General features: G+C 62.0%; 23 protein-coding genes. 13 read left to right on the top strand and 10 right to left on the bottom strand.

The window, feature by feature from the left end; translation table 11 throughout:
- Positions 1-3 precede the first annotated feature (3 nt).
- The 5 genes from B1722_RS14555 to B1722_RS14535 all read right to left on the bottom strand — a co-directional run bounded on the left by B1722_RS14555 (position 4) and on the right by B1722_RS14535 (position 4193).
- Entirely contained in the window at positions 4-702 is a 699-nt protein-coding gene (locus B1722_RS14555) for an OmpW family protein (protein WP_041074487.1), read from the bottom strand.
- 248 nt (positions 703-950) lie between these two features.
- Positions 951-1469 (bottom strand): DUF3299 domain-containing protein, encoded by a 519-nt coding sequence (locus B1722_RS14550; RefSeq protein WP_086793112.1) that lies wholly within the window; start codon positions 1467-1469, stop codon positions 951-953.
- Between the two features lie 11 nt (positions 1470-1480).
- Entirely contained in the window at positions 1481-2746 is a 1266-nt protein-coding gene (locus tag B1722_RS14545) for an FtsX-like permease family protein (RefSeq protein ID WP_086793087.1), read from the bottom strand.
- Position 2747: 1 nt separating this feature from the next.
- The gene (locus B1722_RS14540; RefSeq protein ID WP_007966120.1) at positions 2748-3458 is read right to left on the bottom strand and encodes an ABC transporter ATP-binding protein; all 711 of its coding nucleotides are present in this window, start codon (positions 3456-3458) and stop codon (positions 2748-2750) included.
- 132 nt (positions 3459-3590) lie between these two features.
- Positions 3591-4193, bottom strand: coding sequence for a DUF2796 domain-containing protein (locus B1722_RS14535; RefSeq protein WP_041074491.1), 603 nt, complete (start codon positions 4191-4193; stop codon positions 3591-3593).
- 135 nt (positions 4194-4328) lie between these two features.
- On the opposite strand from B1722_RS14535, the gene B1722_RS14530 reads away from it, so the two are divergent.
- The gene (locus B1722_RS14530) at positions 4329-4688 is read left to right on the top strand and encodes a hypothetical protein (RefSeq protein ID WP_086793085.1); all 360 of its coding nucleotides are present in this window, start codon (positions 4329-4331) and stop codon (positions 4686-4688) included.
- Between the two features lie 111 nt (positions 4689-4799).
- On the opposite strand, the gene trxA is transcribed toward B1722_RS14530, so the two are convergent.
- The 3 genes from trxA to B1722_RS14515 all read right to left on the bottom strand — a co-directional run bounded on the left by trxA (position 4800) and on the right by B1722_RS14515 (position 6985).
- Positions 4800-5672: a thioredoxin gene (gene trxA / locus B1722_RS14525; RefSeq protein ID WP_041074494.1), complete on the bottom strand. Its 873-nt coding sequence runs from the start codon at positions 5670-5672 to the stop codon at positions 4800-4802.
- 198 nt (positions 5673-5870) lie between these two features.
- Positions 5871-6524 carry a methyltransferase gene (locus tag B1722_RS14520; RefSeq protein WP_086793083.1) on the bottom strand — a complete coding sequence of 218 codons (654 nt, stop codon included), beginning with the start codon at positions 6522-6524 and terminating at the stop codon, positions 5871-5873.
- On the bottom strand, positions 6521-6985 hold the full coding sequence (locus B1722_RS14515) for a YbaY family lipoprotein (RefSeq protein ID WP_041074498.1): 465 nt from the start codon (positions 6983-6985) through the stop codon (positions 6521-6523). The genes B1722_RS14520 and B1722_RS14515 overlap by 4 nt, the downstream gene beginning before the upstream one ends.
- A 127-nt stretch (positions 6986-7112) precedes the next feature.
- Between B1722_RS14515 and nrdR the strand changes: the two genes are divergently transcribed.
- From nrdR to B1722_RS14455, 12 genes are all read left to right on the top strand, one after another.
- Positions 7113-7577 (top strand): transcriptional regulator NrdR, encoded by a 465-nt coding sequence (nrdR, locus tag B1722_RS14510; protein WP_003228656.1) that lies wholly within the window; start codon positions 7113-7115, stop codon positions 7575-7577.
- Positions 7574-8707, top strand: a complete 1134-nt coding sequence (gene ribD / locus B1722_RS14505; protein WP_041074508.1) for a bifunctional diaminohydroxyphosphoribosylaminopyrimidine deaminase/5-amino-6-(5-phosphoribosylamino)uracil reductase RibD — start codon at positions 7574-7576, stop codon at positions 8705-8707. Before nrdR ends, ribD begins: the two co-directional genes overlap by 4 nt.
- A 47-nt stretch (positions 8708-8754) precedes the next feature.
- Complete coding sequence (locus B1722_RS14500) at positions 8755-9417, top strand: riboflavin synthase (RefSeq protein WP_086793082.1); 663 nt, start codon at positions 8755-8757, stop codon at positions 9415-9417.
- Positions 9418-9433: 16 nt separating this feature from the next.
- The gene (gene ribBA, locus B1722_RS14495) at positions 9434-10525 is read left to right on the top strand and encodes a bifunctional 3,4-dihydroxy-2-butanone-4-phosphate synthase/GTP cyclohydrolase II (RefSeq protein WP_007966103.1); all 1092 of its coding nucleotides are present in this window, start codon (positions 9434-9436) and stop codon (positions 10523-10525) included.
- Positions 10526-10759: 234 nt separating this feature from the next.
- Positions 10760-11236 carry a 6,7-dimethyl-8-ribityllumazine synthase gene (gene ribE / locus B1722_RS14490; RefSeq protein ID WP_003228649.1) on the top strand — a complete coding sequence of 159 codons (477 nt, stop codon included), beginning with the start codon at positions 10760-10762 and terminating at the stop codon, positions 11234-11236.
- Complete coding sequence (nusB, locus tag B1722_RS14485) at positions 11233-11733, top strand: transcription antitermination factor NusB (RefSeq protein WP_041074513.1); 501 nt, start codon at positions 11233-11235, stop codon at positions 11731-11733. Before ribE ends, nusB begins: the two co-directional genes overlap by 4 nt.
- A 17-nt stretch (positions 11734-11750) precedes the next feature.
- Positions 11751-12716 (top strand): thiamine-phosphate kinase, encoded by a 966-nt coding sequence (gene thiL / locus B1722_RS14480; protein WP_086793080.1) that lies wholly within the window; start codon positions 11751-11753, stop codon positions 12714-12716.
- Complete coding sequence (locus B1722_RS14475) at positions 12713-13216, top strand: phosphatidylglycerophosphatase A (RefSeq protein ID WP_007910933.1); 504 nt, start codon at positions 12713-12715, stop codon at positions 13214-13216. Before thiL ends, B1722_RS14475 begins: the two co-directional genes overlap by 4 nt.
- Before the next feature lie 34 nt (positions 13217-13250).
- Positions 13251-13988 (top strand): ABC transporter substrate-binding protein, encoded by a 738-nt coding sequence (locus tag B1722_RS14470; protein ID WP_086793079.1) that lies wholly within the window; start codon positions 13251-13253, stop codon positions 13986-13988.
- 239 nt (positions 13989-14227) lie between these two features.
- Positions 14228-14845, top strand: coding sequence for a GTP cyclohydrolase II (gene ribA, locus B1722_RS14465; protein ID WP_027612931.1), 618 nt, complete (start codon positions 14228-14230; stop codon positions 14843-14845).
- The gene (locus B1722_RS14460; protein WP_086793077.1) at positions 14842-15261 is read left to right on the top strand and encodes an MFS transporter; all 420 of its coding nucleotides are present in this window, start codon (positions 14842-14844) and stop codon (positions 15259-15261) included. Before ribA ends, B1722_RS14460 begins: the two co-directional genes overlap by 4 nt.
- Positions 15261-16061 carry a cobalamin-binding protein gene (locus tag B1722_RS14455; RefSeq protein WP_086793076.1) on the top strand — a complete coding sequence of 267 codons (801 nt, stop codon included), beginning with the start codon at positions 15261-15263 and terminating at the stop codon, positions 16059-16061. The genes B1722_RS14460 and B1722_RS14455 overlap by 1 nt, the downstream gene beginning before the upstream one ends.
- Before the next feature lie 113 nt (positions 16062-16174).
- On the opposite strand, the gene B1722_RS14450 is transcribed toward B1722_RS14455, so the two are convergent.
- Positions 16175-18061, bottom strand: coding sequence for a TonB-dependent receptor domain-containing protein (locus B1722_RS14450; protein WP_086793074.1), 1887 nt, complete (start codon positions 18059-18061; stop codon positions 16175-16177).
- Positions 18062-18215: 154 nt separating this feature from the next.
- On the bottom strand, positions 18216-20114 hold the full coding sequence (gene dxs, locus B1722_RS14445) for a 1-deoxy-D-xylulose-5-phosphate synthase (RefSeq protein WP_086793073.1): 1899 nt from the start codon (positions 20112-20114) through the stop codon (positions 18216-18218).
- Positions 20115-20152: the final 38 nt, after the last annotated feature.

The raw sequence follows: 20152 nt of genomic DNA, 5'->3' as shown, positions 1-20152 counted from the left end.
TGCTTAGAACTTGTAGCCCAGACCCACCATGTACACAAACGGATCGACATCAACATTCACCTTGGCCCGGGTACCCGGTGCCACGGCGTTGTTCTCGACGGTGGCGCGAGTATCGATGTCGATGTAGCGCACCTGGGCGTTGAGCATGATGTTGTCGGTCAGCATATAGTCGGCGCCGACCTGCCAGGCCAGGCCCCAGGAGTTTTTTGCCTTGAAGTTGCTGAAGCCGTTGGACTGGGCTTCGCTGCCGACGTGCTCGTCGTAGATCCAGGTGTAGTTGATGCCGCCACCGATGTAAGGCTGGAACGGCGATTTCGCATCCAGCGGGTAGTACACGACGCTGAGGGTGGGCGGCAGGTGTTTCAGGGTGCCGAGTTTGCCGTTGGCCGCTGGCAGCGCGGTGCCTTTGATCTTCACGTCATGCTCGAACGGCGAGGCCGCCAGCAACTCGATCCCGATGTTGTTGGTCAGCATGTAGGCGAAGTTCAGACCCAGTTGGGTGTCGCTGCTCATGGTCGCCTTGCCGCCCAGGTTGGTGCCGCTCAGCGGACCCTGATCGACTTTGACGCTGGAGCTGTCGGCCTTCGGGTTGACGGTGATCGCACCGGCGCGAACGATGATGTCACCGGCTTCGTGGGCGTGGGCGAGCGGGGCTGCGAGCGCGACTGCAAACAGCGAGGCGCTGAGCAAGGACTTGTTCATGGGAGCTCCAAAAGGACGTTAAAAATGTCTGATGTCCTATGGTATGAAGCCAACTGATACGGTCTTTTGACTCAGCTCAATGAAACAGTGATGCCCCGGTTTTTTGTGGAACCTTGGCCGGCCCCTTCGCTGGCAAGCCAGCTCCCACAGGTTTCGTTGGTGTTCAAAAAATGGGTGAACGACTCGATCACTGTGGGAGCTGGCTTGCCAGCGAAGGGGCCATTAAAAACATCACAGAAGTGCCGGAATTACTCCGGCAGCTCATACACATAAATCTTGTCCGCCGCCATCTGATACCCGGCATCGGCCAGTTCGCTGGTGGACGCCTTGACCTGCAGCGGTCCCTCGACCCAGTACGGCTGATACAGCTCGTCGAGCTTCACGCCCAGCTCGCTTTTCACATGCACGATCTGGTTCGACGGCGGTGGCGGCACGTGGATGCAGGCGCCGAAGTAAGGCACCAGCAGAAACTCCGTAGTGCGTCCTTCTTCATTGACTTCCAGCGGCACGATGTAGCCCGGCAGGCGGATGTTCTGCCCGTCCAGGCTCCGCACCACCGGCGCGTTGGGCATGTCCTGTTTCGCCGCCGGCGCCGACTCGGCGGACAGCGCGTCGCCCATCTTCGACAGGTCGTGCAACGGCGTCATGTTCGGCACTTCCGGCGCGGCGTCCGGCGGGATCATCTCCGACCAGGTCAGGTCTTTCGGCGCCGCTGCCCACACAGGCAGGGCAACCAGCAACAGCAGCGCAAGCACGGCGCGGGGCATGGTGAACATCCTCATAAACGGATCGACAGGCCATCGGCCAGGGATTGGCGATACGCGCGCCAGGCCGGCACGCTGCCCATCAGCAGCGCGGCCGCCAGAATGCCACCGAGCAGCGTCCATTCATACTCGCTCGGCCACGCCAGCGGCAGATACAGCCCGTAATTGGCCTGCACGTAACCCTGCGCGGCGGCGATGCCGAGGTACAGCAGCGCCAGTCCGGCGATTACGCCGGTCAGTGCCAGAGCGAAAGCTTCCAGCACCAGCAGACTTGCGATGTGCCACGGTCGTGCACCGACCGAACGCAAAATCGCCATCTCACGGCGCCGCTCGTTAAGGCTGGTGAGAATCGCCGTGAGCATGCCGATCAACCCGGTCAGCACCACGAACAGCGAGACCACGAACAGTGCCTTTTCAGCGGTGCTCATCAGGCTCCACAGCTCCTGCAAGGCCACGCCCGGGAGGATCGCCAGCATTGGCTCGCCCCGGTATTCATTGATCTCGCGTTGCAGGGCGAAGGTGGAAATCTTGCTGTTGAGGCCGAGCATGAACGCAGTGATCGCCTGTGGCGTCAGGTCCATGTTGCGTGCCTGATCCGCCGTGATCCGACCGTTGCCGCGCGCCGGTACGCCGTTGTGCCAGTCGATGTGAATCGCCTCCATGCCGCCGAGGCTGATGTGCAACGTGCGATCTACTGGCGTGCCGGTGCGCTTGAGAATGCCGACCACGGTGAACGGTTTGTCATCGTGCTTGACCAGACTGATCGCCGCCACGCCGTGGGCCAGCACCAGTTGGTCGCCGAGCTTGTAATGCAGCGCTTCGGCGACTTCGGCGCCGAGCACCACTTCGAACGGGTCGGTGGCGAAGGCACGGCCGTCGGCCAGTACCAGATGCTGCTGGCGACCGTACTGGTAATGCTCGAAATAGGCTTGGGTGGTGCCCATCACCCGGTAGCCGCGATGGGAGTCGCCGAGGGACATCGGGATCGCCCACTTCACTTTCGGGTTGCTGGCGAAATGTTCGAAGCTGTCCCAACGAATGTTGTTGGTCGCGTTGCCGATGCGGAACACCGAGTACAGCAGCAGGTTCACCGAACCGGAGCGAGCGCCGACGATCAGGTCGGTGCCGCTGATGGTGCTGGCGAAACTGGCTTTGGCCTCGGTGCGCACGCGCTCGACCGCGAGCAACAGGCACACCGACAGGGCAATGGCGAACGCGGTGAGCAGGGCGGTGAAGCGGCGGTTGGCCAGGCTGGCCATGGCCAGACGAAACAGATACATCTCAGACCTCGGCAGACGTGGCGGCGCGATTGAGTTCGGCCAGGGACAGGTGACGGTCGAACAGCGGCGCCAGGCTCTGGTCGTGACTGACGAACAACAGGCTGGAACCGGCCTCGCGGCATTCGGCGAACAACAGACGAATGAAGTTTTCCCGGGCGTCGTAATCCAGCGCCGAGGTCGGTTCGTCGGCGATCACCAGTTCCGGCTGGCCGATCAAGGCCCGGGCGGCGGCGACCCGTTGCTGCTGACCGATCGACAGTGAATCGGCGCGACGGCCGAGGATGCTTTCGTCCTTCAAACCCAGGTGAGCGAGCAGGGTGGCGGCGGCCTGGTCGACGCTGCCGTGACGCTGTTTCGCTCGCTCGGCACGCAGCTTGGAGAAGTGACAGGGCAACTCGACGTTCTCGCGCACCGAGAGAAACGGCAGCAGGTTGAACTGCTGGAAGATGTAGCCGGTGTGATCGACGCGAAAGCGGTCGCGGGCGCCGGCACCGAGTTCGGTCAGTTCCTGGCCGAGCAGGCGAATGCTGCCGCGCCCGGGTTTCTGCACGCCACCGAGCAGACCGAGCAGGGTGGTCTTGCCACTGCCGCTGGGGCCTTTGAGGAACAGGGTTTCGCCGGGCTCCAGGCGAAACGCCGGGATGTCCAGCAGCGGCGGGTGGCCGGGCCAGTTGAAGCCCAGGTCGGACAGTTCGATGAGTGCTTGGGTCATGGCACCAGTTTCATGTTTGATCACGGGCCCGTGTAGGAGCTGCCGGAGGCTGCGATCTTTTGATCCTGTTTTTAAAGGCAAGATCAAAAGATCGCAGCCTTCGGCAGCTCCTACAGGGGATTTTTCAGGCAATCAGAATTTCAGGGCGGCAGCCTTGGCGGTCACTTCGGTGCCTTGCTGGCCGCTCGGGCCGATCAGTTGTACCTGAATTTTCTGTGTGGCCGGGAAGGTATTGAAGAGGTTCGCCAGATCCAGGGTCTTCAGAGCACCCGGGGCCGCGCAGCTGAATTGATAGTGGGCGTGGATTTCGCTGTGATCGTGGTGATGCGCTTCACCACCCTTGGCATCTTCGTCGTGGTCATCATCGTCATGCTCGTCGGCAGCCGGCTTGTCGCCGAACAGCGGACTTTGCAGTTCCTGGCTGGCCACTTTGCAACCCGCAGCGGTCGGCAGGCTGAACAGCGCCAGCGGGTTTTCCAGTTTCGTGCGTGCGGCGGCGACCTTGGCCTTGTCGGCATCGCTGGTGGCGGCATGTTCGAAGCCCACCAGGTTCATCGCCGGGCTTTCCAGTTCCAGCTCCAGAGTCTGGCCGTCGAGCGCGGCGTTCAGGCGGCCGACGCCATGTTCGTGGGCACCGAGGCTGCCGTGCTCGTGGTCATGATCGTGCTCATCGGCGGCATGGGCGATGGCCAGCGGCAACAGGGCAAACGGCAAAGCGAGCAGCAGACGACGCATGGCGGTCTCCGGAAAGTAAAGTGAAGAGTTTGTTATGTAATCTTATAACGAAAGTCCGCAGAGTTTGCCCGTGCGCTTGGCGTTGCACAAGTCCCGTGGGAGCATGCAGGTCAGAAATGTGCAGGAGCGAAGCAGATGTTGCGGATACGCGGAACCGTTGGCGCGACGCCGGTGGATTTGACGGTGGAACTGGATGACAGCGATTGGGCGAAGCTCGGCGCAGCCCTTGGCGCGCAGCCGCAGGGTGATCAGCCTGAAGCGGCATTGAGCACGCCGGCAGCGAAACCACTGAACCAGGACGATGCGTTGTGGCAGGTCGCGCAGGATCTGTTGCGCAAGGCCGGGCAGCTCAGCGGGCCGGATTTGCTGGAGCAGCTTGAGGGGCTGACCGGCAGCGCCTCGGCGGGTAAGCGTCTGCTGGTGCGCCTGCGCCACAGTTCGGATGTAAAAGTGGTGAGTGGCGGGGATACACCGCTTTACAGCTGGATAGAGTGAAACGAAAAGATCGCAGCCTGCGGCAGCTCCTACAGGTTCAGCGTTCCTGCGCAAAATAAGCGGTGAATACGATCCTTTGTAGGAGCTGCCGAAGGCTGCGATCTTTTGATCTTAATAAAGCGCAGCGAACACTTTACGGCGGTAAGCGGTCACCAGCGGATGATCGTTGCCCAACAGTTCGAACACCTGCAGCAAGGTCTTGTGCGGCAGGCCTTCACCGTAGCTGCGGTTACGGATGAAGAGCTTGAGCAAGGCCTCCAGCGCCGCTTCGTATTGCTGACGCGCCAGTTGTTGGATCGCCAGTTGATACACCGCTTCGTCGTCCTGCGGGTTCTGTGCAAGGCGTGCCTTGAGGTCGGCGGCATCCGGCAGGTCGCGGGCCAGGCCAAGGAATTTGATCTGCGCCTTGGCCCCGGCCAGTGCAGCCTTGTGCTCATCGCTCTTGACTGCGTCGAGCACGGTTTGCGCCTCACCCAATTCGCCGCGTTCGGTCAGGCAACGGGCGTAGAGGATCAGCGCTTTGGCGTTGCTGTTGTCTTCGGTGAGCATCACTACCAGCGCGGCTTCTGCTTCCGCGTAACGACCTTCATCGAACAGTGCCTGAGCCTGTTCGAACGGATCGGCAGCGGCGGGCGGCGGCATCTGCACATGCGGTTCGAGCAGGGCGCGCACGGCGGACTCCGGCTGCGCACCTGCAAAACCGTCGACCGGTTGGCCGTCCTTGAACAGCACCACGGTCGGCAGGCTGCGAATGCCGAAGCGGGCGACGATGTCCTGCTCGATGTCACAGTTGACCTTGGCCAGCAGCAGTTCGCCCTGATAGCTCTCGGCAATGCCTTGCAGCATCGGCATCAACGCCTTGCACGGCGCACACCATTCGGCCCAGAAATCCACCAGCACCGGTTTGTTGAAGGAAGCTTCGATCACCGATTGGTCGAAATCGGCAGTCGTGGCGTCGAAGATGTACGGCGTTTGCTGACTCATGGGGGATCTCGTAAAAGCGTGGATGGGGCAACTATACGGCTTGGCGGGGTGTGGCCGGAAGCGGGGCAGATTTGAGAGGTGTACCGCTAGGCAGGACGCCATTGCTGGCAAGCCAGCTCCCACAGGATTCTGTGTCGTAGAAGAAATGTTGGTTCGACTCGGTCACTGTGGGAGCGGGCTTGCCCGCGATGCTTTTGGTTAGCGCCGCGCATGGTAAAGACTGACATGTCTGAACTCTTCCGGCTCCGCCAGATCCGGCAAGGTCATCGCCTCAAGCATTTCAATGCGCTCATACAACGGATGACGAAAATCCCGAACCCGCGAATCCGCCACCAGTGCCTCGCGGCCACGGCTGAGAAACGCGTCGAGCAGCGGCAGGTTCTCGCGGTCGTAGAGCACGTCCGCCACCAGAATCAGGTCGAAGCGATCAGCCTCGGCAAAGAAGTCCGTCGAATAACTCATCTGCACATCATTGAGTTCAGCGTTGGCCCGACACGCAGCAATCGCCAGCGGATCCAGATCACAGGCCACCACTTCCAACGCCCCGGCTTTGACTGCCGCAATCGCGGCGATCCCGGAGCCGGCGCCGAAATCCAGCACCCGTTTGCCACGCACCCACTCGGGAAACTCCGCCAGATAACGCGCCACCGCCAGGCCGCTGGCCCAGCAGAAACTCCAGTAGGGCGGTTCGTGAAGGATGCGCCGGGTTTCATCCGGGCTGAATTCGCGATCCATGTTGTCGCCGTCGATCAGCCACAACTGCAAATCGGTGCCCGGCAATGCACAGGCCTTGAGCCGCGCATCACCGAGCAATTCACCCAGCGCCTGTTGCAGGTCGAGCGGTACGGTCATGGTGCTTTGACAAATTGCAGCTGGCCCAGCGCCTGTGTGGTCGGCTGGGTGATGGTTTGCGACGGCAGGTGCAGGATCAACTGGCCGGACTGCGTGGCACGACCGCGCAGTTCAACACGTGCGCCAGCCGGAAAGGCTTCCGGATTGAAGCGCAGGCGAAACGGCAGGATCTGGTTGTTGCCGATCAGGCTGGAACTGGCGAGCAGTTGTTGCGGGCGCGACTTTTCATCGATCACCAGCAGCGCCAGTTCGACTTCGGCCCCGGCCGGCACGCCTTGCAGGGTGCCGCTCAGTTCCCGTTGATAGGCAGGCAGCGGACCCAGGTCGGCGGCTTCCTTGGCTTTTTTCTGCGCCTGTTGCGGCGCCGGGCCTGGTGTTGGCGGTTGCGGTTTGGGTTTATCGCTACCGCAGGCCACCAGCAGGGCGAAAAGACTGAGCAAAACGAGCGGTCGTAGCGACATTGGCAGCTCCAGAAAATGAAATCCGTGGATCAAACGATCATGGCAGTCTGTATACCGCAAACCCTATGGCTTGTCTTGCCACCGGGATGCGCTACCATGGCCCTCCCTTTTTTTGTTGCCAGCCACCATGCACTGTCCCTTCTGCGGTGCCAACGACACCAAGGTCATCGACTCGCGTCTGGTCGCCGAGGGCGAACAGGTGCGCCGCCGGCGTGAATGCCTGGCCTGCGGCGAACGTTTCACGACATTCGAGACGGCCGAACTGGTGTTGCCGCGCCTGATCAAAACCGACGGCAGCCGCCAACCGTTCGACGAAGAAAAACTCCGCGCCGGCATGCAACGCGCGCTGGAGAAACGTCCGGTGAGCGTCGAGCGTCTCGAATCCTCTCTGGTCCACATCAAGCACAAGCTGCGCGCTACCGGCGAGCGCGAGGTCAAATCCCTCGTGGTCGGCGAACTGGTGATGGCCGAGCTGCAAAAGCTTGATGAAGTCGCCTATATCCGTTTCGCTTCGGTATACCGACGCTTTCAGGACCTCAACGAGTTCCGCGAAGAGATCGACCGCCTCGCCCGCGAACCGGTGAAAGAATGACCCGCGCCGCCGAGCAGGCGATCCTCGACGCCCGTTTCATGGCACGCGCGCTGGAACTGGCGCGCAAGGGCCACTACACCACCCATCCCAATCCCCGGGTTGGCTGCGTGATCGTCAAGGACGGGCAGATTGTCGGCGAAGGCTTTCACGAGCGTGCCGGCGAACCCCACGCTGAAGTCCACGCCTTGCGCGCAGCCGGTGAGCTGGCCCGAGGCGCCACGGCTTACGTGACCCTTGAGCCGTGCAGCCACCATGGCCGCACGCCGCCGTGCGCCGATGCGCTGGTAAATGCCGGAGTTGCCCGGGTGGTCGCCGCGATGCGCGATCCGAATCCGCAGGTCGCCGGACGTGGCCTGCAGCGTCTGGCCGATGCCGGCATTGCCACCGAAAGCGGCGTGCTGGAAGCCGAAGCACGTCAACTCAATCAAGGTTTTCTGAAACGCATGGAACACGGCTTGCCGTTCGTGCGGGTCAAGTTGGCCATGAGTCTCGACGGTCGTACGGCGATGGAAAGCGGCGAAAGCCAATGGATCACCGGCCCAGCGGCGCGTTCCGCCGTGCAGCGTCTGCGCGCGCAGGCGGCTGTGGTGCTGACCGGGGCCGACACCGTGCTGGCCGACGGTGCGCGCCTGACCGTGCGCGCCGACGAACTGGGTCTGGATGCCGAGCAAACCGCACTGGTCATGAGCCGTCCGCCGCTGCGGGTGCTGATCGACGGGCGTTTGCGGGTGCCGCTGGACGCGCCGTTCTTCAAGGCCGGCCCGGCGCTGGTCGCCACCTGCATGGCGGTCGAAGAGCAATATGCCAATGGCCCGGAGTGCCTGATCGTGCCGGGTGATGACGGTCAGGTCGATCTGCATCAGTTGCTGATCGAACTGGCCAACCGTGGCGTCAATGAAGTGCTGGTCGAGGCCGGCCCGCGTCTGGCCGGCGCGTTCGCGCAGCGTGGGCTGGTCGACGAGTTCGTGATCTTCATCGCCGGCAAATTTCTTGGCTCCACGGCGCGGCCGCTGCTGGACTGGCCGCTGGCCTATATGAAGGACGCTCCCGAGCTGAAAATCACTGAAATCCGCGCGGTTGGCGATGACTGGCGAGTCACTGCGACGCCAGTCGTTTCGGCGAGCGTATAATTCCCGGCCATCGCCTTAGCGCTGGCTTCGTTCTCAAGGAGAACCCCATGTTTACCGGCATCATCGAATCCATCGGCAGTATCCGCGCACTGACCCCCAAGGGCGGTGATGTGCGGGTGCATGTCGAAACCGGCAAGCTCGATTTGAGCGACGTCAAACTTGGCGACAGCATCGCGGTCAACGGCGTGTGCCTGACGGCGGTTGAGCTGCCAGGCAACGGCTTTGCTGCCGACGTCAGCCGCGAAACCCTCGATTGCACCGCGATGAATGACCTGAAAAGCGGCAGCCCGGTCAATCTGGAAAAAGCCCTGACCCCGACCACCCGTCTTGGCGGGCATCTGGTCAGCGGTCACGTCGACGGTGTCGGCGAAGTGGTGTCGCGCAGCGACAATGCCCGCGCCGTGGAATTTCGCATCCGCGGGCCGAAGGAACTGGCCAAGTACATCGCCCATAAAGGCTCGATCACCGTCGACGGCACCAGCCTGACCGTGAACGCGGTGGATGGCGCCGAATTCCTGCTGACGATCATTCCGCACACCCTGAGCGAAACCATCATGGCCTCCTACAAGCCAGGCCGCCGGGTGAACCTGGAAGTCGATTTGCTGGCGCGTTATCTGGAGCGTTTGCTGTTGGGCGACAAGGCTGCAGAGCCGACGTCCGGTGGTATCACTGAAAGCTTTCTGGCCGCCAACGGCTACCTCAAATCCTGACTGAAGGGGGTGCCTTGTGGCGCTCAATAGCATCGAAGAACTGGTTGAAGACATCCGCCAAGGCAAGATGGTCATCCTCATGGATGACGAAGACCGCGAGAACGAAGGCGACCTGATCATGGCCGCCGAATGCTGCAAGGCCGAGCACATCAACTTCATGGCCAAGCACGCCCGTGGCCTGATCTGCATGCCGATGAGCCGCGAGCGCTGCGAGCTGTTGAAGCTGCCGCTGATGGCGCCGCGCAACGGTTCCGGTTTCGGCACCAAGTTCACCGTGTCGATCGAAGCGGCCGAAGGCGTCACCACCGGTATCTCCGCCGCCGACCGTGCGCGCACCGTGCAAGCGGCGGCGGCCAAAGATGCCAAGGCTGAAGACATCGTCAGCCCGGGCCACATCTTCCCGCTGATGGCCCAGGCTGGCGGTACGCTGGCCCGTGCCGGTCACACCGAAGCCGCCTGCGACCTGGCGCGCATGGCCGGTTTCGAGCCGAGCGGCGTGATCTGCGAAGTGATGAACGACGACGGCACCATGTCCCGTCGCGCCGAGCTGGAAGCGTTCGCCGCCGAACACAACATCAAGATCGGCACCATCGCCGACCTGATTCACTACCGGATGATCCACGAACGTACCGTTCAGCGGATTGCCGAGCAGCCGCTGGACAGCGAACTGGGCCAATTCAACCTGGTGACCTATCGTGATTCGGTGGAAGGCGACGTGCACATGGCCCTCACGCTGGGCACTGTCTGCGCCGAAGAGCCGACCCTGGTGCGCGTGCACAACATGGACCCGCTGCGCGACCTGCTGATGGTCAAGCAACCGGGCCGTTGGAGCCTGCGCGCGGCGATGGCTGCGGTGGCCGAGGCCGGCAGCGGTGTGGTGCTGTTGCTCGGGCACCCGCTGGACGGCGATGTGCTGCTGGCGCATATCCGCGAAACTGCTGATCAGGCGGCGGTGAAAAAACCGACCACCTACAGCATCGTCGGTGCCGGTTCGCAGATCCTGCGTGACCTCGGTGTGCGCAAAATGCGCCTGATGTCTGCGCCAATGAAATTTAATGCGATATCCGGTTTCGATCTGGAAGTTGTAGAATACGTGCCCTCCGAATAATGACCCGGTGAATTCGGCATTGTTGACGTAGAACGATTGTGGCGAGGGAGCTTGCTCCCGCTTGGGTGCGCAGTGCCCACAAAAGGGGGCCGCTACGCTGCCCAGCGGGAGCAAGCTCCCTCGCCACAGGTTTGTCATCGAACAGCAATGCGGTGTTTCCGGTCATGAATTTGTGGCTAATATCACTGAGGGATGCGTACGAGACGCGTCCCGGCTCTTTAAGAGATCTGACGAATGACCCTGAAGACCATCGAAGGTACCTTCATCGCCCCTAAAGGCCGCTACGCTCTGGTAGTGGGCCGTTTCAACAGCTTCGTGGTTGAAAGCCTGGTCAGCGGTGCAGTTGATGCCCTGGTTCGCCACGGCGTGAGCGAAAGCGACATCACCATCATCCGCGCACCTGGCGCCTTCGAAATCCCGCTGGTTGCGCAGAAAGTCGCCCAGAAAGGCGAGTTCGCAGCCATCATCGCCCTCGGCGCGGTCATTCGTGGCGGCACTCCGCACTTCGAATACGTGGCAGGCGAGTGCACCAAGGGTCTGGCCCAGGTGTCCATGGAATTCGGCGTACCGGTCGCGTTCGGCGTCCTGACCGTTGACTCCATCGAGCAAGCCATCGAACGTTCCGGCACCAAGGCCGGCAACAAAGGTGCTGAAGCTGCCCTGTCCGCTCTGGAAATGGTCAGCCTGCTGGCGCAGTTGGAGGCCAAGTGATTAGCGACGATAGCGATCGTTTCAACCCGCGCGATCCGAAACCTGCGGATGCCGGCAAGCCATCGAAGAGCGCCAAGCGCCGCGAAGCCCGTCAGCTCGCGACTCAGGCCCTGTATCAGTGGCACATGGCCCGGCAATCGCTGAACGAGATCGAAGCGCAGTTTCGCGTTGATAACGATTTCACCGATGTCGATGGCGCCTACTTCCGCGAGATCCTGCACGGGGTTCCGCAGTTCAAGAGCGAAATCGACACCGCGCTCAAGCCATGCCTGGACATCGAAATCGAAGAGCTGGACCCGGTTGAACTGGCGGTTCTGCGCCTGTCCACCTGGGAACTGCTCAAGCGTGTCGATGTGCCGTACCGCGTAGTGATCAACGAAGGTATCGAGCTGGCGAAAGTCTTCGGTTCGACCGATGGCCACAAGTTCGTCAACGGCGTACTCGACAAGCTGGCTCCGCGCCTGCGTGAAGCTGAAGTGAAGGCATTCAAGCGCTGATACGCGCTTGAGACCTCATGGGCGAGTTTGAGCTGATCCGCAATTTCTTCGCCGCCGCGCCTTGTGCGCAGGGCGGCGAGGGCGTTGCTCTGGGGATCGGCGATGACTGCGCCTTGCTGGCGGTTCCCCCCGGGGAACAGCTGGCGATTTCCACCGATACGCTGGTGGCCGGCGTGCATTTCGCCGATCCCTGCGATCCGTTTCTGCTCGGTCAGCGCTCGCTGGCCGTTGCGGTCAGCGACCTGGCCGCCATGGGCGCTACGCCCGTTGCCTTTACCCTTGCCCTGACTGTGCCGACGGTGACCGCCGATTGGCTGCAAGCCTACGCCCGCGGTTTGAACCGCATGGCGCAGAGCTGCGGCATCGCGCTGGTCGGCGGTGACACCACGCGCGGGCCGTTGAGCCTGACGGTGACCGTATTCGGTCGCGTTCCGGCCGGGCAGGCCTTGACCCGCAGCGGCGCACAACCGGGCGATCTGCTCTGCGTCGGCGGCGAGCTGGGCAATGCCGCCGGGGCGTTGCCGCTGGTGCTTGGCCAGCGTGAGGCCGAAGCAGATATCGCCCAACCGTTGCTCGATCATTACTGGTCGCCGCAACCGCAACTGGCGCTCGGTCAGGCCTTGCGTGGCAAGGCCACATCGGCCCTCGACATCTCTGACGGCCTGCTCGCCGATGGCGGGCATATCGCTCTGGCCTCGGGGGTTCGACTCGAAGTTGAACGCGAGCGCGTACCGTTGTCCGATGCTTTAGTGGCGTTTCTCGGTCAGCGCGGTGCCGAACGGGCAGCGTTGAGCGGCGGCGACGACTATGTGCTGGCCTTCACGCTACCGTCCGTCGAGTTGCCGGCGCTGCTGGCCGATGGTTGGCCGATCCATGTGATCGGGCGTGTGGCGCAGGGCCAGGGTGTGGTGCTGCTGGATCGCGAAGGACACGACATCACCCCGCAAATCCGCGGTTATCAACATTTTCAGGAGACACCGTGACAGATCACCCGAAACAGGTTCCGGCCGAATTCGTTCCGCCGTCGGTCTGGCGCAATCCCTGGCATTTCCTCGCGTTCGGCTTTGGCTCCGGCACCTTGCCCAAAGCGCCGGGCACGTGGGGTTCGTTAGTTGCGCTACCCTTTATCCCGTTGTGGCAGATGCTGCCCGACTGGGGTTACTGGCTGATGCTCGGGATCACCATGCTGTTCGGCTTCTGGCTGTGCGGCAAGGTCGCCGACGATCTGCGGGTGCACGACCACGAAGGCATCGTCTGGGATGAAATGGTCGGGATGTGGATCACCCTGTGGCTGGTGCCGGAAGGCTGGTACTGGTTGCTCGCGGGGTTCCTGGTGTTCCGCTTCTTCGACATTCTCAAGCCATGGCCGATTCGCTGGATCGACCGGCATGTCCACGGCGGCGTCGGCATCATGCTCGACGACGTGCTGGCCGGCGTGTTTGCCTGGCTGGCGATGCAGGGGCTGGTGTGGATTTTCGCCTGATCCGGATCGTCAGGGTTAAGTGAGGAAACGAGGGATGGCTCGACGCTGGCTGGCGCTTGTGTTTTTGACCTTGCTGGGCACTGTTGCCAGTGCGCAGGAAGCTGCGCCGACGCCTGCGGTCATCCATCTGGCCAGCGAAGACTGGGAAGACTATACCGCCGCCGACGGCCACGGCCTGGGCTGGGACGTGCTGCGCAAGGTGTTCGAGCCGGCCGGGGTGACACTCGACATTCGCAGCGAACCGTACACTCGTTCAGTTGGACTGGCCCAGCGTGGCGAGGTCGATGCTTGTGTGGGTTCTTATCATGAAGAATTCAGCGACCTGCTCTATCCGCGCTGGAATTTCGACACCGACCACATCTACGCCTTGGGCCTGGCGAGTAATCCGGCACCGACCCCGGAAACCCTCGGCCAATATCGGCTGGCCTGGGTGCGCGGTTACGACTATCAGAATTATCTGCCCGGCGTGCACAACTTCAACGAGGTTGTGCGACGTACCGGGATCCTGTCGATGCTCACCCACAATCGCGCCGACTATTACATCGATGCGCAGACCGAAATCGATTACGTGCTCGGCCGGGCCAAGGATCCGACGCAGTTTCGCAAGACCCATATCGCCGAATTGCCGCTGTACCTGTGCTTCGCCGATACGCCGCAAGCGCGCACGCTGATGGCGCTGTTCGACAGGCGCATGGAACAGTTGGTAAAGAGTGGCGAGCTGAAACCGATTTTCGAGCAGTGGAAGCAGCCGTATCCGTTCGAGACGAACTGATGCGGATTTCTGCAGGAGCTGCGGCACGCTGCGATCTTTTGATCTTGATCTTGAAAAAAACGGATCAACAGATCGCAGCCTCGTTTCACTCGACAGCTCCTACAGAAATCCCTGATGTCCGAGGAGCTATCAAACTTTTTGATTGTTATGCCCGATAATTCAGCCTAAGCGTCTGCCGGAACCTGCTGTTACAATGCCGGCCTGCGAATTTTCAGAATTTTTAGATCAGGAGCACACCGGTGCCTGTCGTTTTTGTCGCCGCTTCCAAGCTGCCAACGCCTTTTGCGCAATTCACCATGCACGGTTTTCTCGATGAGGCTACCGGCCGCGAGCACGTGGTGCTGAGCTTGGGTGATTTCGCCGACGGTGCCCCGGTTCTCGGCCGGTTGCACTCCGAGTGCCTGACCGGTGATGCGCTGTTCAGCCAGCGCTGCGACTGCGGCTCGCAACTCGAAGCGGCGCTCAAGGCCATCGCCCGTGAAGGCCGTGGCGTGCTGCTGTACCTGCGTCAGGAAGGTCGCGGCATCGGTCTGCTGAACAAGATCCGCGCCTACGAGTTGCAGGACGGCGGCGCCGACACCGTTGAAGCCAACGAGCGTCTGGGCTTTGCCGCCGATCAGCGCGACTACGCCATGTGCCTGCCGATGCTCGAGCATCTGGGCGTGAAATCCCTGCGTCTGATGACCAACAACCCGCGCAAGGTAAAAGCCCTGACAGACATGGGCATAGTCGTCGCCGAGCGCGTGCCGCTGCACACCGGCCACAACCCACACAACAAACTGTACCTCGCGACCAAGGCCAGCAAACTCGACCACATGATGGGTAATGAGCATCAGGGCGAGGTCGACCGCGCGTGACTCGCGGTCAGGTGCGCCGCCGTCTGGCGGTCGACTGGTGGAAATACCTGGCGTTGGCGCTGCTGCCGTTGTTCGTTCTGAACCTGCTGTTCGGTCAGGGCGAGGGAATTCTTCCGGTCCTGACGATGCCATTGTTCATCGCCGGTGTTGCGTCGATGTTTGTCAGCCTGAAGTTTTTCGGTGGCTACAAACACGCCCTGATCGCCACCCAGAAAGCCCTCGATACGCCTGCCGAACCGGCGGCCTGGATCGCGCTCGCGGCCCATCGTCGGATTGCGTTCCTCGCCGCATCATTGCCGGCATGGATCGGCGCGCTGGCGGTGTTCGTCGGCCTCGAAGCCGTACCGCTGATGCTGCTGGCGCTGTCCACGGCCGTGCTGTTCTATCTCTACCGCATCCCGCGTCAACTCGGCTGATGCGCCGCCTGTGGCTGGCGGTTCTGCTGCTGGCCTGCGCCGGCCCGGTGCTGGCGAGTCTGCGAGTGGTCAGTCTCGCGCCTTCTCTGTCTGAAATCATTGTTGAGCTGGGCTCGGCCGATCTGCTGGTTGGCGTGCTGGATGCCGGTGAGCGTCCGGCTGCGCTCAAGGATGTCCCGTCAGTGGGGCGCTATGGTCAACTGGACATGGAGCGCCTGCTCAGTTTGAAGCCCGATTTGCTGCTGTTGTGGCCCGGCAGTGTCGGCCCGGCACAACGCGATCAGCTCAAACACCTGAACATTCCGACCTACGTCGCCGAACCGCACAATCTCGAACAACTTTCTGCACAGATTGAAGCTATTGCCGCACAACTCGGCCGGCCTGAGCGTGGGACGAAACTGGCGGCGGACCTGCGCCAGAAACTCGACGGACTGCGTCAGCGCTATCGCCGGGCCACGCCGCTGACAGTGTTCTATCAAGTCTGGGACAAGCCGCTGTACACCGTCGGTGGCGGACAAATCATCAGCGATGCGCTCGAAGTCTGTGGCGCGCGCAATGTGTTTGCCGACCTGAGTTTGCCGGCGCCGCAGGTGAGTATCGAGGCTGTGTTACAGCGCAATCCCGAGGTGATTCTGGCCAGTGATCAGACCCAGCTGGATGCGTGGAAGGCCTGGCCGCAGGTGAGTGCGGTGGCACATGATCAGTTGCTGCTGGTCAGCGACAAAGGCCTGGAGCGCCCGAGCGGCCAGATGATCGAAGCAACCGCCAAACTCTGCCAACTCATCCAGCCACACCGCTGACCCCTGCAGGAGCTGCCGAAGGCTGCGATCTTTTGATCTTGATCTTCGGCGACTCCTAGTCAGCCACAAGCAAGATCAAAAGATCGCAGCCTTCGGCAGCTCCTACAGGGAGTTCAGTTAAGTCCCGGAGTCCAGGTGATGCCAACTACCCAAACCCGACCTTCCTCGCGATAGCCAAACTGGCTACCGTCATAGCTGTACAGCGCACGGCTGTAACCCTTGTCCAGCAGGTTATCGACCTTCAGATCCAGCTTGATCTCGCGGTTCAGCGTCCAGCTGCTGCGCAAGCCGACGGTGCCGTAGCCACCCAACGGCTGGGTGTTGTTCAGATCGTCGTAACTGCTGCTGACCAACTGCCAGCTCGCGCCCACGCCCAACCGGTCGAACTGGCGATCCAGATCCCAACTGGCTGTGCGCCGCGCGCGACGCGCCAGGGTGTGCCCGGTATCGCGATCACGCGGGTCGATAATCGCCACGCCGAGATTGCTCTGCCAACCGAACAGTTCCTGCTTCAGCGCCGCTTCAAAGCCATTGATCCGTGCCGAAGCCACGTTCTCCGGGCGTGAGTTGCTACCGAAGATGATCGCGTCTTGCAGGTCCGTGCGGTAAATCGACGCTTCCAGCCGACTGCTATCGCTCAACTGACTGCGCCATTGCAGTTCGTAGCTTTTCGAGGTTTCCGGTTTCAGATTCGGGTTGCTGAAATCCGGGTAGTACAGGTCGTTGAAGGTCGGCGCGCGGAAGCCTTCGCTGTAGCTCAGCAGCAGGTCGTTGTCCGGGTTCAGCGGCAGGGTAAAGGTGCCGCTCCAGGTGTTCTGGCTGCCGAACTGCTGGTTGTCGTCGTGACGCAGGCCCAGTTCGGTGGAGAAGCTGTCGGCCTGATAACGATGCTGGATGAACGCGGCGCGGTTCCAGCGGCTGTCCTCGTTGAATGCGGTGCTGCTGTTGACCCGATCTTCGTACCAGTCACCGCCGAGGATCAGGCTGTTGCGCGCATCCAGGGTCAGGTCGTTCTGCCAGTTCACCGAGTCGCGATAGGTATTGAACACCGTGCGCTCGTCGCTGAGCTTGTCGAAGGTTTTCTCGCGATTCTCGCTGTGGCCGAATTCGACGCGGGTTTTCCAGATTTCGTTGACCCGCGCATCGATGTAGCTGCTGATATTGCTGACGTTGAAGTCGCTGTAAGGCTGCTGTTGCACCGATTCGAAAGTGGTCGTATCAAAGCGGCCGAACGGGTTATCGAACTCGCTCTTGCCACGGTTATCCAGCAGGTTGGCGCCGACTTCGATGTCGTCGGTCAGCGCATGGCTGAGGCTCAGGCTGATGGATTTATTGCGGTAGGCATCGTGATCGCTGTCGCTCGGGTACGACGCGTGAGTGCGGTCGAGGCCAGCGGTGTCATCGAGGCTGGCGCCAAGATTGAAGCGGGTCTTCTCGTCGCCACCGGACAGGCCGAGGCTGCGTTCCCAGGTCTGGTTGCTGCCGAAGCCGACGTGCAAGCGCGGCTGCAGGCCCTGCTCGTTGCCGCGCCGGGTGAAAATCTGAATCACCCCGCCAATCGCATCGCTGCCGTAAATCACTGAACGCGAACCGCGCAACACTTCCACGCGCTCGATCTGGTCGATGTTCAGGTGCTGCAGATTGCTGTCGCCGGAGGTCGAACTGCCGATGCGCTGGCCGTCGACCAGCACCAGACTCTGCGCCGATTGCGTGCCGCGAATGTAGATCCCCGGCAGACTACCGCGCCCGCCGGCCTGTGCCACCTGCACGCCCGGCACCCGTTGCAGCAGGTCGGTGACGCTGCCCGGTTGCAGGCGGTCGATGTCTTCGCGGGTGAACACGGTGTTGGCGGCGCTGCTGTCGTTGCGCGCTTCGACCTGGCGGTTGGCGCTGATCAGCGTGTCCGGCAGTTTCAGGGCCTGATCGCGTTCGAAGGTGTCGGCGAGGGTATTGGCGGTGGGAAGCAGGAAGAGGGGCAGGGCGAGGCGCGCGAGTTTCATCGGTGTTCCGTTGGTGTTTCTGGTTTTCACAAAATTTCTAGCGACACAAAACACTGTGGGAGCGGGCTTGCCCGCGATGGCGTCGGTACATCCAACATCAATGTTGACTGTGTCGACCTCATCGCGGGCAAGCCCGCTCCCACAGGGATGGTGATTACTTGTTGAGCAGAGTCAGGCGCTCACGAATCGAGGCTTCGATGCCCGCTTCATCCAGCCCGCACTCGGCCAGCATTTGCGCCGGTTTGGCGTGTTCGACGTAGATGTCCGGCAAGCCCAGGTGCAGCATCGACCTGAGGATGTTCTCGCGCGCCAGGAATTCGCTGACCGCACCACCGGCGCCGCCCATGATCGCGTTCTCTTCAATGGTCACCAGCAACTCGTGGCTACCGGCGATCTCGCGTACCAGCGCTTCATCCAGCGGCTTGACGAAGCGCATGTCGACCACGGTCGCATCCAGCTTCTCGGCGACTTTCAGCGCTTCGGTCAGTTGTACGCCGAACACCAGCAGAGCGACTTTGCTGCCCTGACGACGGATGATGCCCTTGCCGATTTCGATCGGTTCGAGATCCTTGTCGATGCTCGCATTCGGGCCGGTGCCGCGCGGATAACGCACTGCCGCCGGGCCGTTGTACAGGTGGCCGGTGGTGAGCATCTTGCGCAGTTCGTTTTCATCGCTCGGGGTCATGATGACCATGCCCGGAATGCAGCGCAGGTACGACAGGTCGAAGCTGCCGGCGTGGGTCGGGCCGTCTTCGCCCACCAGACCGGCGCGGTCGATGGCGAACAGCACGTCGAGGTTCTGCACCGCGACGTCGTGCACCAACTGGTCGTAGCCGCGTTGCAGGAACGTCGAGTAGATCGCCACCACCGGTTTGGCACCTTCGCAGGCCATGCCGGCGGCGAACGTCACCGCGTGCTGTTCGGCAATTGCCACGTCGAAGTAGCGCAGCGGGAAACGTTCGCTGAACGCCACGAGGTCCGAGCCTTCCTTCATCGCCGGGGTGATCCCGACCAGACGCGGGTCAGCCGCCGCCATGTCGCACAGCCACTCGCCGAACACCGCCGAATACTTCGGCCCACCGGCCTTTTTCGGCGCGGCGGCCGGAGCGTCGAGCGGTTCGAGCTTGGTGATCGCGTGGTAACCGATCGGGTCGACTTCCGCCGGAGCGAAGCCTTTGCCTTTCTTGGTGACGATGTGCAGGAACTGCGGGCCTTTCAGATCGCGCATGTTGCGCAGGGTGGCGATCAGGGTCGGCAGGTCGTGGCCGTCGATCGGGCCGATGTAGTTCCAGCCCAGCTCTTCGAACAGGGTACCGGGAACCAGCATGCCCTTGGCGTATTCTTCGGTGCGGCGGGCAATTTCCCAGGCGCCGGGCAGGCGCGACAGGACTTTCTTGCTGCCCTCACGCATGCTCGCGTAGGTGCGGCTGGAAAGAATCTTCGCCAGATAATTGGACAGGCCACCGACGTTGCGCGAGATCGACATGTCGTTGTCGTTGAGGATCACCAGCATGTTGGCGTTGACTTCCGGCGCGTGGTTCAGCGCCTCGAACGCCATGCCGGCGGTCAGCGCGCCGTCTCCAATCACCGCAATCGCCTTGCGATCGCTGTCTTGCAGGCGGGCGGCAATTGCCATGCCCAGCGCGGCGCTGATCGAGGTGCTGGAGTGGCCGACACCAAAGGTGTCGTACTCGCTCTCGGCGCGACGCGGGAAGGCAGCGATGCCGTCCTTCTGGCGCAAGGTTTCCATGCGCTGGCGACGACCGGTGAGGATCTTGTGCGGATACGCCTGATGACCGACGTCCCACACCAGCCGGTCATCCGGGGTGTCGAACACGTAATGCAACGCGATGGTCAGCTCGATGACGCCCAGGCCGGCACCGAAATGCCCACCGGTCTGGCCGACCGTGTAGAGCAATTCCAGGCGCAACTCATCGGCCAGGGTTTCCAGCTCGGCTTCGCCTAACCGGCGCAGGCCGTCCGGCGTGTTCGCGCGGTCGAGCAGGGGCGTGGTCGGGCGCTTGCGGGGAATCTCATGAAACGTCGTGGGCATCAGGCGAATCGTTATAGGTATAAAAGATGCGGCAGTTT

The sequence above is a fragment of the Pseudomonas sp. SCPG-7 genome (assembly GCF_002156405.1).
In the GTDB taxonomy this organism is placed as follows: domain Bacteria; phylum Pseudomonadota; class Gammaproteobacteria; order Pseudomonadales; family Pseudomonadaceae; genus Aquipseudomonas; species Aquipseudomonas parakoreensis.
Note: the sequence above shows the minus strand (reverse complement) of the source record. Positions and strands in the feature narration are given on the sequence as shown.

What these genes read in the sequence shown, in the direction of transcription:
- B1722_RS14550 (WP_086793112.1), bottom strand. Translation starts at nt 1,469, where the DNA reads ATGCCCCGCGCCGTGCTTGCGCTGCTGTTGCTGGTTGCCCTGCCTGTG.
- B1722_RS14545 (WP_086793087.1), bottom strand. Translation starts at nt 2,746, where the DNA reads ATGTATCTGTTTCGTCTGGCCATGGCCAGCCTGGCCAACCGCCGCTTC.
- B1722_RS14450 (WP_086793074.1), bottom strand. Translation starts at nt 18,061, where the DNA reads ATGAAACTCGCGCGCCTCGCCCTGCCCCTCTTCCTGCTTCCCACCGCC.
- B1722_RS14540 (WP_007966120.1), bottom strand. Translation starts at nt 3,458, where the DNA reads ATGACCCAAGCACTCATCGAACTGTCCGACCTGGGCTTCAACTGGCCC.
- B1722_RS14520 (WP_086793083.1), bottom strand. Translation starts at nt 6,524, where the DNA reads ATGACCGTACCGCTCGACCTGCAACAGGCGCTGGGTGAATTGCTCGGT.
- B1722_RS14500 (WP_086793082.1), top strand. Translation starts at nt 8,755, where the DNA reads ATGTTTACCGGCATCATCGAATCCATCGGCAGTATCCGCGCACTGACC.
- nrdR (WP_003228656.1), top strand. Translation starts at nt 7,113, where the DNA reads ATGCACTGTCCCTTCTGCGGTGCCAACGACACCAAGGTCATCGACTCG.
- B1722_RS14455 (WP_086793076.1), top strand. Translation starts at nt 15,261, where the DNA reads ATGCGCCGCCTGTGGCTGGCGGTTCTGCTGCTGGCCTGCGCCGGCCCG.
- trxA (WP_041074494.1), bottom strand. Translation starts at nt 5,672, where the DNA reads ATGAGTCAGCAAACGCCGTACATCTTCGACGCCACGACTGCCGATTTC.
- ribE (WP_003228649.1), top strand. Translation starts at nt 10,760, where the DNA reads ATGACCCTGAAGACCATCGAAGGTACCTTCATCGCCCCTAAAGGCCGC.
- B1722_RS14535 (WP_041074491.1), bottom strand. Translation starts at nt 4,193, where the DNA reads ATGCGTCGTCTGCTGCTCGCTTTGCCGTTTGCCCTGTTGCCGCTGGCC.
- ribD (WP_041074508.1), top strand. Translation starts at nt 7,574, where the DNA reads ATGACCCGCGCCGCCGAGCAGGCGATCCTCGACGCCCGTTTCATGGCA.
- dxs (WP_086793073.1), bottom strand. Translation starts at nt 20,114, where the DNA reads ATGCCCACGACGTTTCATGAGATTCCCCGCAAGCGCCCGACCACGCCC.
- B1722_RS14470 (WP_086793079.1), top strand. Translation starts at nt 13,251, where the DNA reads ATGGCTCGACGCTGGCTGGCGCTTGTGTTTTTGACCTTGCTGGGCACT.
- B1722_RS14555 (WP_041074487.1), bottom strand. Translation starts at nt 702, where the DNA reads ATGAACAAGTCCTTGCTCAGCGCCTCGCTGTTTGCAGTCGCGCTCGCA.
- B1722_RS14530 (WP_086793085.1), top strand. Translation starts at nt 4,329, where the DNA reads ATGTTGCGGATACGCGGAACCGTTGGCGCGACGCCGGTGGATTTGACG.
- thiL (WP_086793080.1), top strand. Translation starts at nt 11,751, where the DNA reads ATGGGCGAGTTTGAGCTGATCCGCAATTTCTTCGCCGCCGCGCCTTGT.
- B1722_RS14515 (WP_041074498.1), bottom strand. Translation starts at nt 6,985, where the DNA reads ATGTCGCTACGACCGCTCGTTTTGCTCAGTCTTTTCGCCCTGCTGGTG.